The organism is Ruegeria sp. AM4, from assembly GCF_056540665.1.
The window spans coordinates 1-11,741 of the sequence record NZ_JBQFXD010000017.1 but is presented as its reverse complement, the minus strand read 5'-3'; the positions used below and the strand labels follow the sequence as shown (position 1 = coordinate 11,741).

Below are 11,741 nucleotides of genomic sequence, written 5' to 3'. Positions count from 1 at the left end.
ATGCGCGGCGATCATAGATAGACAACGCCGAACTCGCGCTCGATCAAATCGAAATTCCGTTCGCCTGTTTCATTTTGCCGCGACGTTTCCGCCATGAATTCTTCGGCACGGTCGCCCGGGAAGATATAGCTGATCATTCGCACGGTCTGGGTGCAGTTGTTCTTCATGTAGTGCGAAACGCCTCGCGGACAGTGGATCGTATCCCCTGCGCTGGCAGTGATCCATTCATCCCCAATCTTGGCATCGACTGTGCCCTCGATGATGTGGAACGTCTGGTCTTCCCATTTGTGATAGTGGTCGGGCACCGCGCCGCCAGGGGCCATGACACCATCTGAGATCACGTATTCACCGTTGGTTGCTTCTTTGCCGACGACGACGCCAACATATTCGTTTGGGGCCATCATGTACTTTTTGCTGCCGTCCCAGTGACGAATAACAACCTGTTTGTTCGTGGTTTCGATCCGGTCACCCATCGCCCACTCCTTCAGCGGTTTCTCTTCGCTATTTGGAGATTGGATTTCATGTGTCTAGCCCTGAGAAAAAAGAAACCCCCGCAACCAAATGGTGCGGGGGCTCTGAATTCGGTTCTGAATTTGGATCAGACGCTCTTCTTGCCCTTGACCGGCGCCCACAGACGCTTGTTGACCAGATACAGGATCACGGACAGGACGGTCAGGAACAGAACGCCGACAAAGCCTGCATTCTTGCGGTCCATCATCTTAGGCTCGGCGGCCCACATCAGGAAGGCAGAGACGTCCTTGGACATTTCTTCGACCGTCGCGGCGTGGCCGTCGGCATATTCGACCTGATCATCCGAAAGGGGCGGGGCCATGGAAATCCAGCCACCGGGGAAAGCCTTGTTCTCATAAAGAACCGCGCCTGCCTCTTCCTTTTCCTCACCGGTGTATCCGTCGAGCAGGGACGCAATGTACTCTGCGCCGCCCATGCCTTTGACCAGCTGGTTGATGCCCAGACCGTATGGGCCGTGGAACCCGGCGCGTGCCTTGGCCATCAGGCTCAGGTCTGGCGCGCCGACACCGTCATTGACGGGGAAGTGGTCGGTCGGGATTGCAGGGCGGAAATCGTCCAGCTCGGGATCGAACACTTCGAAATTGTCGGCCGCATAGGTGATGACCTGTTCTTCCGAATAGCCCAACGCTTCGAGATCACGCAGAGGCACATAACGCAGGCCGTGACACGCGGCGCAAACCTCGGTGTAAACCTGAAGGCCGCGCTGCAGCTGGCTTTGGTCATAGGTGCCGAACGGCCCCTCGAAGGAAAAGTCGAAGTCTTCGATGTGCTGCTCACCGCCGCCTGCCGCAAAGGTCGAGGCGGGCGCAAAAGCCAAGGCAAACGCGGCACCGATTGCAAGTTTCTTGAACATGGATCTCTGTCCCTCTTACTCGGCGGGCGTGGCGTCGGCGTTGGCCTTGCCATAATGCGCGTTGAAGTCTTCTTCGATGGTTTCAGGCGGAACCTGCGGTTTCTCGATGACACCCAGGATCGGCAGGATCACGAAGAAATAAGCGAACCAGTAAGCCGACGCGATCAGCGAGAACGTCGCATAGGGTTCTTCTGCCGGCATCGCACCCAGCCACATCAGGGCAAAGAAGTCGACGATCAGCAGGTAGAACCACCATTTGAACATCGGGCGGTACTTGCCCGAACGCACGGTCGAGGTGTCCAGCCACGGGGCCAGCGCCATCGCCAGGATCGCACCGAACATCGCAATCACGCCAAAGAACTTGGCGTCGATGATGCCGCCGGTGATGAAGCTGGCGAACTGCACGACCCAAACCTCGCCGGTGAAGGCGCGCAGGATCGCGTAGAACGGCAGGAAGTACCATTCGGGCACGATGTGCGCAGGTGTAACCAGCGGGTTGGCTTCGATGTAATTGTCCGGGTGGCCCAGATAGTTCGGCATGAAGCCGACGATGGCCCAGAATACGACCAGGATCACGGCCAGCGCAAACAGGTCCTTGATCACGAAGTATGGCCAGAAGGGCAGAGTGTCTTTCTCGGCCTCGGCTTTCGAACCGCGACGAACCTCGACACCCGTGGGGTTGTTGTTGCCGGTGGTGTGGAAGGCCCAGATATGCACGATCACCAGCGCCGCAATGATGAACGGCAGCAGGTAGTGCAGCGAGAAAAAGCGATTCAGCGTGGCATTGTCCACCGCAGGTCCGCCCAGCAGCCAGGTCTGGATCGCCTCACCCACAAACGGGATCGCGCCAAACAGGCCGGTGATCACTGTCGCACCCCAGAAAGACATCTGACCCCAGGGCAGAACATAGCCCATGAACGCCGTGCCCATCATCATCAGGTAGATCAGCATGCCAATGATCCACGTGATTTCACGCGGGGCCTTGTACGAACCGTAGAACAGGCCGCGGAACATGTGAATGTAGACCGCAACAAAGAACAGCGACGCGCCGTTCATGTGCAGGTAGCGGATGAAATAGCCGCCATTCACGTTGCGCATGATGTGTTCGACGCTGGCAAAGGCCAGATCAACATGCGGGGTGTAGTGCATCACCAGAACGATGCCGGTGACGATCTGCAACGCAAGGCAGAAGGCCAGCACGATGCCCCAAATCCACCACCAGTTCAGGTTTTTGGGGGTGGGGATCATGATGGTGTCATAAATCAGGCCGACGATCGGCAGACGGCTGTTCAGCCACTTCTCGCCATCGGTCTTGGGCTCATAGTGGTCGTGGGGAATTCCTGACATTCTGGGTCTCCCTTAGCCGAGTCGGATTGTGCTGTTGTCCACCCACTCAGCGGGCGGGACGGGCAGGTTTTCAGGCGCGGGGCCTTTGCGGATACGGCCAGCAAGGTCGTAGTGAGAACCGTGGCACGGGCAGAACCAGCCGCCAAAGTCGCCGGCATCCCCCAAAGGCACGCAGCCCAGGTGAGTACATACACCCATCTGAACGATCCATGCGCCCGGCGCTTCGCCTTCGGGCGACGGCATGACGCGGTTGGCGTCGGTGGCCGGAGCGTCGGCGTTCAGGTTGAAGTTTCGCGCCAGCGGATCGGGCAGCGCATCGACACCTTCGGCGTCCTGTTCCTGCGCTTCAGAGATCTCGGCACCGGTCCGGTGACGGATAAAGACGGGTTTGCCCAACCATTTCACGGTCAACTGCGTGCCTGGTTCGACCCCGCTCACGTCCACACGAATCGAGGACAGCGCCTGCACATCCGCCGAGGGGTTCATTTGGTTGACGAGGGGCCATACTGCTGCACCTGTCGCAACAACACCTGCGCCGCCAGCGACGTAGTACAGGAAGTCTCTGCGGGTGCCTTCGTGGTCTTCAGCGTGGGACACGAGGTTCTCTCCGATTGTCTGGCGCCCGCGGACGGGCATATAGCTCGCGCACCGCACGAATGCGATGTCTTAACCGCGCTATCTATCGGGGAGAATACGGTTCGTCCAGCGGTCAAAGGCGCGCAATACGCCGCATCTGGGTATTCAGGTCACAACGCGGCCTTAAAAATTCAAGATGGCGTGGTCCCCGTGCCGCGTTTTTTGGGTGTTCGCCTCCTCCTCTGCCCTCGTGATTCGTGCGGACCCAAGGACCTGCGCGACAGGTCGCCGTGCCGAGCAAAGCAATTGGCATACGCCAATGTTTAGCCATGCCGCCAACACGGGAAGGTCGAGATTTCGCAGATCTTGGCAAGGGCGCGCAGTTCTTAAAATATTATTTTTAAATAGATATTTCATTCCTGCCATGAGCGACACGTTCCATGTTGCACTCGCCGCGGGAATGATTCAGATCGCGGATTGCGCGAACTCCAACACGGAGAAACCCCATGCTCAAAGCAACCCTTTTGGCCTATCTGCTTGTAACTGTCCTATCCCCTCACGCCTTTGCTGCGGGCGATCCGGCCAAAGGCAAGGCCCTGTATAACCGCTGTTCATCCTGTCACGCGATCATCAAAGATGGCGAGGTTCTTGAAAAGGGCGGCATCACCGGCCCGAATCTCTATGGCGTCGTGGGCCGTGTCGCCGGATCCGAGAACGACTACCGTTATGGCAGTGAACGCCTGCCGATGGGAATGTTCACAGATGACATGATCCGCGCCGGAGAGCAGGGGCTGGTCTGGAACCAGAAAAACATCGCCGCTTATTCTCTGGACCCGATCGGTTTCATCCAGGACTACCTTAAGGATGACACAGCCCGCCCGAATATGAGCGTCAAACTCAGGGAAGGGGCCGACGACATCGCCGCCTATCTTGCGACATTTGGCGATTGATCGGGCGGGGGCACCGCATGTGCGCTGCCCTCATGTGCCAAAGCAGGTCAGCTGGGCGGGCGCGTTTCGACCATGCTGGGGCGTTCGCTGAATTCGGCATACCAAGCGGCCAGTGCGTCATTGCCGCTTCGCCACCCCCGCGCGTCGTGGCGCAGGTCCAGATAGCCAAGTGCACAACCCACAGCGATCTGCCCCATATCCAGCGAACCGGACAGATTCGCCATCCAGCGCTCGGTCAGCGAGGCACAGGCGCGGTCGATCTTGTCCCACTGCGCATCGAGCCAAGCGTCCCATCGCATGCCTTCGGGGCGCAATCGGTCTTCGTAGGTCATCAGCAGGGCGGCATCCAGAATGCCATCTGCCAGCGCCTCAAGCGTCAGAACATCCCAGCGCGCAGACCCATCAGGGTAGAGCCCGGCCTGCGCGCGCGCGTCCAGAAAGGCGCAAATCACCCGGCTGTCGAACAAAGTCGGGCCATCGGGTCGTTCCAACGCGGGCACTTTCGTCAACGGGGCCTTGCCGATCAATTCACCTGCCGGAGAGATCGGCGTGCCCGATGCGGGTAGCACTTCGACATCATTCAACTGCCCGGTTTCATGCAAAAGCACCATGACTTTGCGCACATAGGGTGAGGTCGGGCTGTGATAGAGCTTCATGTCCTGTCTCCTTGCTGATGGCACCTTAGACGTCGCGGCGCAAATCTGAACCCTTCAATTGTCAGTTTGCCCGGCGGTACGCATCAATCCCTGCAAGATGTCCAGTTCAACGCCAAAACCATCGGCCGCCACGTGTTCGGCCGCGCTCAGTCGAACGGCATCGGGTTTGTTCTGGCTCAGTTTCCAAGTGCCCTGAATATCTTCGATCCGCATCTGACACGGCACGATCATGCGCATCATCTTCGTCAATGCCTCGTCCGACATCTTCTCGGCCATCCAGGGAGGCTTCGGCAGCAAACGCGCTTCGTAGAACGCCGACTGACGGTCCAGCAGACCGCGCAACATGTCAGGTGTCAATTGTTCGAGTGTACCTGTCAGATGCACTGCGACATAGTTCCATGTCGGAACCTGATCTTCGATCCCGTACCAGTCCGGCGAGATATAGCCATCAGGTCCCGAAACCGCGATACGGGCCGTTTGCGGTTGCTTCAATGCGCGCAGAATCGGGTTCGACCGAACCAGATGCAGCTCAGCGATCTGTCCGTCTTCACTCAGCAAAAAGGGAACATGGCTCAGCAACGGCGCGTCTGCTGTCGATAGCGCCAGCACACCAAACGCCCGGTCCCGGGCAAATTCGATATGCCGGGCGCGGTCCTCGGCGCGAAAGGCGGGATTTGGGTGCATTTGGAACCTCCTGCCAAATCTCTTGCAGAAGCGGCCCGTTCCATGCAAGGTCCACAGCGTTCTCAGGGCGGGGCGAAATTCCCCACCGGCGGTATGCGGGTATCAACCCGTAAGCCCGCGAGCGGCCCAGCAGTGTCCACGATCCGAAAAGTGGGAACCGGTTTTCGGACAAATTGTGGAACCACGACTGGGTGACAAGCAGATCTGGTGAGAGGCCAGAGCCGACGGTGATAGTCCGGATGAAAGAGAACGTGCAGCGTGTCGCGTAGCGGCGCGCCTGCTCGTGATCGCCTTGGGTGACGTGTCATGCCGGGCTGGCAGCGAAAAGTGGGAACCGGTTTTCGCGACCGCCAGCAGGCCACCAAACTGAAAGGAGATCATGATGACACACACCCGCTATGCTTTCATAAAAGCCAACTGGCATTCCGATATTGTTGATCGCGCGCTTGACGGGTTTCAGCAACTCATCCCCGCCGACCAAATCGACGTGTTCGATGTCCCGGGCGCGTTCGAGATGCCACTGCTGGCGCGGGATTTGGCGCAAACCGGCAGATACGCTGCCATAGCCTGCGCCGCTTTCGTGGTGGATGGTGGCATTTACCGGCACGATTTCGTCGCCCAAGCCGTAGTTGATGGCCTGATGCGCGCCGGGCTGGATACGGGCGTTCCGGTCCTGTCGGTCTCGCTGACCCCGCATCAGTACCAGGAGACGGATCATCACAACGCCATCTATCGCGAACATTTCGTGGAAAAAGGGCGCGAGGCCGCGCAGGCCGCGTTAAAAATCTCCCAGACCCGCGCGCTTTTGGCTTCTGCTGCGTGATGACAGAAGGGGCGGGGCCTCATTGGCCCCGACCGCAAATCCGCTTGAGGCCAAGGGCCTTGCCCGCTAATCACGACGCTCAAAGGAGCATGCCCCATGTCGATGAACAGCTTTGGACACCTCTTCCGCGTTACCACCTGGGGTGAAAGCCACGGGCCCGCTTTGGGTGCGACCGTTGATGGGTGCCCTCCGGGCGTGACGATTGACGCGGCGATGATCCAGCATTGGCTGGACAAGCGGAAACCGGGGCAGAACAAATTTACCACCCAACGGCGTGAACCCGATCAGGTGAAAATCCTGTCTGGTGTCTTCGAAGGCCAGACCACCGGAACCCCGGTCCAGCTGATGATCGAGAACACCGATCAACGGTCCAAGGACTACGGCGACATCATGGACAAGTTCCGCCCGGGTCACGCCGATATCACCTATTGGCAGAAATACGGCATTCGCGACTATCGCGGCGGTGGTCGCAGTTCGGCCCGCGAAACCGCATCGCGCGTGGCGGCGGGCGGGCTGGCGCGTGAGGCGATCAAGCAGATCGCGCCGAATGTGCAGATTACCGGGTACATGACGCAGATCGGACCCCACAAGATCGATCGGGCCAATTTCGACTGGTCTCAGATTGAACAGAACCCGTTCTGGACACCCGATGCGCAAGCCGCCGAAGACTGGGCAACCTATCTGGACGACCTGCGCAAGTCCGGCAATTCGGTTGGTGCGGTGGTCGAAGTGGTGGCTCGCGGAGTTCCCGCAGGGCTGGGTGCGCCGATTTACGCCAAGTTAGACACTGATCTGGCTGCCGCGATGATGTCGATCAACGCCGTCAAAGGTGTCGAGATCGGCGAGGGCATGGCCGCAGCCGAATTGACCGGCGAGGCCAACGCGGATGAGATCTTCATGGGCCAAAATGGTCCGCAATACAGCTCGAACCATGCGGGCGGCATTCTGGGTGGCATTTCGACCGGGCAGGACGTCGTCGTGCGGTTCGCGGTGAAACCGACCTCGTCGATTCTGACCACACGCAAGACCATCACAAAATCCGGTGAAGAGACCGAGATCATCACCAAAGGCCGCCACGACCCCTGCGTCGGCATCCGCGCCGTACCGGTGGGCGAAGCCATGATGGCCTGCGTGATCCTGGATCACCTGCTGCTGCATCGCGGTCAGATCGGAGAAAACCGTGGACGGATCGGCTGATCTGTGCGCACATCTGCGGGCCATCGTCGCCCAGCGGATGAAAACGGATCCCGCGCACGATCTGGCGCATCTCGACCGGGTTTGGATGAACGCGCAGTCGATTGCGGATGAGACTTCGGATATGCGCGTGTTGCTGGCCGCCAGTTACCTGCATGATCTTGTCAATCTACCCAAGAACGACCCCAACCGCCATCTTGCGTCGCAACGCTCGGCCGTAGAATCAGAGTCTATTCTGGATGAACTGGGATATTCCCAGGCCGAAATCAAAGCGACACAACATGCCATTGCCGCGCATAGCTTTTCGGCCGGGATCGCGCCCGAAACTGCCGAGGCGCGGATATTGCGGGATGCCGACCGCCTGGACGCGCTTGGGGCCGTGGGCATCGCCCGGACATTCTCGGTTGCGGGGTCGCTGGGGCGGGCTTTGTACGATTCTACGGACCCGTTTGCCGAACATCGGCCACTCGACGATCTGGCGTTTTCGATTGACCATTGGAAAGTCAAACTGCTGAACCTGCCAGGCGACATGCTGACCACAAAAGGCGCGGAACTTGCGCAAGAGCGCGCAACCCGGATGATCAGGTTTCTGGAGGCGTTCGGCGACGAGATTGGCTGGCCGCTGCCGGATCACTGGAAATCGTCCTGATTGGTACAATCCAGCCGTTGATCTTTCGAAACCAAAAGCGCAGGGTCGCCGCCAATGGCACGATCGTTAACATCGCATCGACCTATGCTGGCCGTGGGTCTGAAATTGACTGCGCTGATGCTGTTCACCTCGATGTCGGCATTGGTCAAGGCGCTGTCCGAAGATTTCCCACCTGGCGAACTGGTTTTCTTTCGCTCGCTGTTTGCCATACCAATCATCATCGTCTGGCTTCTCTCACGCGGGGAGTTGGCGCAGGGTTTTGTCGTCAAAAAACCGATGGGGCATTTCTGGCGCGGGGTCCTTGGGACGGGGGCAATGGGCCTGACCTTTACCGGCCTAAGCCTTCTACCTTTGCCCGAGGTCACCGCCATTGGCTACGCCACCCCGATATTCACGCTGATTCTGGCCGCAGTTATGCTGGGCGAGCGTATCCGCATGATCCGAATTGGCGCGGTCGCGATCGGCTTGCTGGGGGTGTTGATCATGATCTGGCCCCGGCTGGGCAGCACCGAAATCGAGGTTGCCGCCACGATCGGTGCCGCCTGCGTATTGGGTGCAACCATCGCCCGCGCTTTTGTGCAGATCCACATTCGGCAACTCGTAAAGGTCGATCACCCTGCGGCGATCGTTTTCTATTTCTCGATGACGGCCACGCTGTTGTCCGCCTTGACAGCATTTTGGGGCTGGACCATGCCAACACTGAATCAGGCTCTAATACTGATCACAATGGGCTTGATCGGTGGCGTCGCGCAGATTCTTGTGACGTCGTCCTATCGGTTCGGGCAGGCCTCGATGCTGGCGCCCTATGACTACACGACCATGCTGTTTGCCATCGTCATCGGCTATGTCTGGTTTGACGAGTTGCCCACGCTTGCGATCCTGCTGGGCGCTGCGCTGGTCATCGCGGGCAATGTGGTCGTCATCTGGCGCGAACACCAACTGGGCCTCGAACGTGGCAAGGCACGTTCGGTCACGGACCCCAAAGCCTGACTTTACCTTTCGAAAACTTCGCCTAGGTTGGGCCGGGCAATCAAAGAGGTGCCCAGATGAGCGACGCGCAGGATCACAAGGAAAAGATGCAGAAGGTGCAGGCCCAGCACCGCAAAAAGGTCTCCGAGGCCGTCGATCCCGGTCGCGGTCTGGTTCTGATCAATACCGGCAAGGGTAAGGGCAAATCCTCGGCGGCGTTCGGGGTTGTCATCCGGGCGCTGGGATGGGGTCAGAAGGTCGCCGTCGTCCAGTTCATCAAGGGCAAGTGGAAAACCGGCGAGCGGCGCTTTTTTGAGGAACGTGATCTCGTGACCTGGCACACGATGGGCGAAGGTTTTACCTGGGATACGCAGGACCGAGAGCGTGACATCGCCGCAGCAAACGCGGCCTTCGACAAGGCGCGCGCACTGATGTCCAGCGGCGACTACGATCTGGTGGTGCTGGACGAGATCAACATTGCGCTGCGCTACGAATACTTGTCGGTTGATCAGGTGATCGACGGCCTGAACGCACGTTCGGACAAGACCAGCGTGTTCCTGACAGGCCGCGACGCACCCCCGGCCTTGCGCGACTATGCTGACCTGGTGACCGAAATGACCGAAGAAAAACACCCCTTCCAGGCCGGCATCAAAGCCCAGCGTGGTGTGGATTTTTAACCGGAGGGGATTCGTTCCAGCGCCTGGCGTGGTGATCCCGGCAAATGAGTCGGTGATCAGTTGCAGTAGTTGCAGACAGATGCGTGGCGTGTGGTGTGTCACGCCTTAGCCGCGCCTGTTTTTGGCCGGTTTTGCTGGAATGTTGCCGGTTCGGTCCGATTAACCGGCAGGAACTCGCCACTTGAGGCGGGTCATGAAATTGTGAGAAGCCTTCGCCCAAATCCTGACAATATTGCCTCCAACCATACCAAAAAACTTCTGGAGGACAGTGGATGTCACGGGCAAGTTCCCTTGAGCGCGAGATGCTCGACCTGATCAATGCCGAGCGCACGTCGCGCGGGCTGGATCCGGTTCAGTTGGAATTGCGGCTGAATGCGGCGGCGGAAGATCACAGCGAATGGATGCTGGATACCAATCGGTTTTCGCACACCGGGATCGGCAATAGTTCGGCGACCGACCGGATTCGCGATTCCGGCTTCGTTTTGTCGGGGTCTTGGCGAACGGCGGAAAACATCGCTTGGCAAAGCCAACGCGGTGTGCCGGGGTTCAGCGATGACGTGGTCGATCTGCACAGGGGGCTGATGAACAGCCAAGGCCACCGAGAAAATATCCTGAACCCAAATGTTGACTATATCGGCATCGGAATCGAGATCGGTACCTTTGACGGCTATCCGGCAGTCATGGTCACACAGAACTTTGCCCGCACCTCGGCAGGCGTTCAGTTGGACACAGGTGGCAATGCGGGACCTGCCCCTTCTGACCCGGTGATCGTCGTTGATTCTCCCGATCAGGACAGCGGCCCCGAGCCAACATCTTCGCGCGAACATTTTGAATTCAGCGGTCCGAACAGCGTTCTGCGCGGTTCGCCTGCCGAATTGAACCGGGACACGGTCAGCAATTTTGACGAAGGCAAGAAGCTGATCCTGGAAGGTGTCGAAACAGGCCGTTCAAACGTCCGCTTCAACAGCAATTCCGAGATCGCCATCGATACGGATGGCGATGGAGATGTGGACGTGACGATTTCGTTGACCGAGGCGCGCTCGGGTGGGGATATCTTCGCTATCACCATCGATGGCAATACCATCATCAGCTATGCCAAGTACCTTCCAAGCCTCTCGGATGGCAACCGGGTCAGCAGCAGCCAGGTGAACGGCATCGTCAACAAGGAATTCCTTGCCGGGGACGGCGCGACCGATTTTCGGATCGAGTTGAACGACATTGGACATGCCGGCTACAACAATGTGCTGGGTGTCTACGATATTCTGGACAATGGAGAGATCACCAATGTCCGGCTGATCTATGACAACACCAACCGAGACTCCGGGACTGTCACGATCAATGACGTGGCCGATGGCGCGCGTCTTGGCTTCTTTATCGTTCAGAATGCAGCAAGTTGGGCACGTTCGATTTCCGACAGTGACGTGCTGGAATTTCGCTCAAGCGATGGCGAAGTTGCCGATGTCGACGATGACTTTGATCTGATCCTGACCGTAAATGGCCGGGCCGCACGCGAAACCACGTTCCATGCAGAGAAGGCGTCGTTGAATGTTGACGACGCGCAGCACGCGCTGTCGGGCATTGTCGAAGGCGGCGAATCGATGATCATCGGATTTGAAGACCTGACCGGCGGTGGCGATCAGGACTATGAGGATGTCGTGTTCACTGTCACGCGTCTCGAAGACGACGCCCTGGCTATCGTTTGATCCTCAAATCAGAAAGCAGCTATCGCTGCTTTCTGGCCGTTCTGAAGAGCAGTAGGAAGACGAAGATTGATCCGATTGAGGTTGTTACGATGCCGACGGGTAGTTCTTGTGGAGCGAGGAGCAGTCGGC

13 protein-coding genes and 1 riboswitch are annotated in these 11,741 nt (G+C 58.6%); of the genes, 7 read left to right on the top strand and 6 right to left on the bottom strand.

Features of this window, described 5'->3' with window-relative positions:
* Nucleotides 1-11: 11 nt before the first annotated feature.
* The 4 genes from ACR0JA_RS21270 to petA form a co-directional block, all read right to left on the bottom strand.
* The gene (locus tag ACR0JA_RS21270; protein ID WP_480579425.1) at nt 12-473 is read right to left on the bottom strand and encodes a cupin domain-containing protein; all 462 of its coding nucleotides are present in this window, start codon (nt 471-473) and stop codon (nt 12-14) included.
* A 125-nt stretch (nt 474-598) separates the two neighbouring features.
* Nucleotides 599-1,384, bottom strand: a complete 786-nt coding sequence (locus ACR0JA_RS21265) for a cytochrome c1 (protein WP_480579423.1) — start codon at nt 1,382-1,384, stop codon at nt 599-601.
* Nucleotides 1,385-1,399: 15 nt separating this feature from the next.
* Nucleotides 1,400-2,731, bottom strand: a complete 1,332-nt coding sequence (petB, locus tag ACR0JA_RS21260) for a cytochrome b (protein WP_480579421.1) — start codon at nt 2,729-2,731, stop codon at nt 1,400-1,402.
* A gap of 12 nt (nt 2,732-2,743) precedes the next feature.
* Entirely contained in the window at nt 2,744-3,328 is a 585-nt protein-coding gene (gene petA / locus ACR0JA_RS21255) for a ubiquinol-cytochrome c reductase iron-sulfur subunit (RefSeq protein ID WP_480579419.1), read from the bottom strand.
* 485 nt (nt 3,329-3,813) lie between these two features.
* Here petA and ACR0JA_RS21250 point away from each other — a divergent pair, with 485 nt between their 5' ends.
* Nucleotides 3,814-4,257, top strand: coding sequence for a c-type cytochrome (locus tag ACR0JA_RS21250; RefSeq protein WP_480579417.1), 444 nt, complete (start codon nt 3,814-3,816; stop codon nt 4,255-4,257).
* 47 nt (nt 4,258-4,304) lie between these two features.
* Here ACR0JA_RS21250 and ACR0JA_RS21245 read toward each other — a convergent pair whose 3' ends face one another.
* Entirely contained in the window at nt 4,305-4,913 is a 609-nt protein-coding gene (locus ACR0JA_RS21245; RefSeq protein ID WP_480579415.1) for a glutathione S-transferase, read from the bottom strand.
* A gap of 54 nt (nt 4,914-4,967) precedes the next feature.
* Entirely contained in the window at nt 4,968-5,597 is a 630-nt protein-coding gene (locus ACR0JA_RS21240; RefSeq protein ID WP_480579413.1) for an FMN-binding negative transcriptional regulator, read from the bottom strand.
* A gap of 54 nt (nt 5,598-5,651) precedes the next feature.
* Nucleotides 5,652-5,852, top strand: a riboswitch (FMN riboswitch).
* Nucleotides 5,853-5,979: 127 nt separating this feature from the next.
* On the opposite strand from ACR0JA_RS21240, the gene ACR0JA_RS21235 reads away from it, so the two are divergent.
* From ACR0JA_RS21235 to ACR0JA_RS21210, 6 genes are all read left to right on the top strand, one after another.
* On the top strand, nt 5,980-6,420 hold the full coding sequence (locus ACR0JA_RS21235; protein ID WP_480579411.1) for a 6,7-dimethyl-8-ribityllumazine synthase: 441 nt from the start codon (nt 5,980-5,982) through the stop codon (nt 6,418-6,420).
* Nucleotides 6,421-6,516: 96 nt separating this feature from the next.
* The gene (aroC, locus tag ACR0JA_RS21230; protein ID WP_480579409.1) at nt 6,517-7,617 is read left to right on the top strand and encodes a chorismate synthase; all 1,101 of its coding nucleotides are present in this window, start codon (nt 6,517-6,519) and stop codon (nt 7,615-7,617) included.
* On the top strand, nt 7,601-8,263 hold the full coding sequence (locus tag ACR0JA_RS21225) for an HD domain-containing protein (protein ID WP_480579407.1): 663 nt from the start codon (nt 7,601-7,603) through the stop codon (nt 8,261-8,263). Before aroC ends, ACR0JA_RS21225 begins: the two co-directional genes overlap by 17 nt.
* A gap of 54 nt (nt 8,264-8,317) precedes the next feature.
* A complete protein-coding gene (locus ACR0JA_RS21220) occupies nt 8,318-9,253 on the top strand; it encodes a DMT family transporter (protein ID WP_480579405.1) in 936 nt (311 codons plus the stop codon).
* Between the two features lie 56 nt (nt 9,254-9,309).
* Entirely contained in the window at nt 9,310-9,909 is a 600-nt protein-coding gene (gene cobO / locus ACR0JA_RS21215) for a cob(I)yrinic acid a,c-diamide adenosyltransferase (RefSeq protein ID WP_480579403.1), read from the top strand.
* 272 nt (nt 9,910-10,181) lie between these two features.
* On the top strand, nt 10,182-11,612 hold the full coding sequence (locus ACR0JA_RS21210) for a CAP domain-containing protein (protein WP_480579401.1): 1,431 nt from the start codon (nt 10,182-10,184) through the stop codon (nt 11,610-11,612).
* Nucleotides 11,613-11,741: the final 129 nt, after the last annotated feature.

Bases quoted from the DNA above. Each gene is read 5' to 3' on its own strand.
- ACR0JA_RS21270 (WP_480579425.1), bottom strand. From the start codon at position 473: ATGGGTGACCGGATCGAAACCACGAACAAACAGGTTGTTATTCGTCAC.
- ACR0JA_RS21265 (WP_480579423.1), bottom strand. From the start codon at position 1,384: ATGTTCAAGAAACTTGCAATCGGTGCCGCGTTTGCCTTGGCTTTTGCG.
- petB (WP_480579421.1), bottom strand. From the start codon at position 2,731: ATGTCAGGAATTCCCCACGACCACTATGAGCCCAAGACCGATGGCGAG.
- ACR0JA_RS21250 (WP_480579417.1), top strand. From the start codon at position 3,814: ATGCTCAAAGCAACCCTTTTGGCCTATCTGCTTGTAACTGTCCTATCC.
- ACR0JA_RS21245 (WP_480579415.1), bottom strand. From the start codon at position 4,913: ATGAAGCTCTATCACAGCCCGACCTCACCCTATGTGCGCAAAGTCATG.
- ACR0JA_RS21240 (WP_480579413.1), bottom strand. From the start codon at position 5,597: ATGCACCCAAATCCCGCCTTTCGCGCCGAGGACCGCGCCCGGCATATC.
- ACR0JA_RS21235 (WP_480579411.1), top strand. From the start codon at position 5,980: ATGACACACACCCGCTATGCTTTCATAAAAGCCAACTGGCATTCCGAT.
- aroC (WP_480579409.1), top strand. From the start codon at position 6,517: ATGTCGATGAACAGCTTTGGACACCTCTTCCGCGTTACCACCTGGGGT.
- ACR0JA_RS21220 (WP_480579405.1), top strand. From the start codon at position 8,318: ATGGCACGATCGTTAACATCGCATCGACCTATGCTGGCCGTGGGTCTG.
- cobO (WP_480579403.1), top strand. From the start codon at position 9,310: ATGAGCGACGCGCAGGATCACAAGGAAAAGATGCAGAAGGTGCAGGCC.
- ACR0JA_RS21210 (WP_480579401.1), top strand. From the start codon at position 10,182: ATGTCACGGGCAAGTTCCCTTGAGCGCGAGATGCTCGACCTGATCAAT.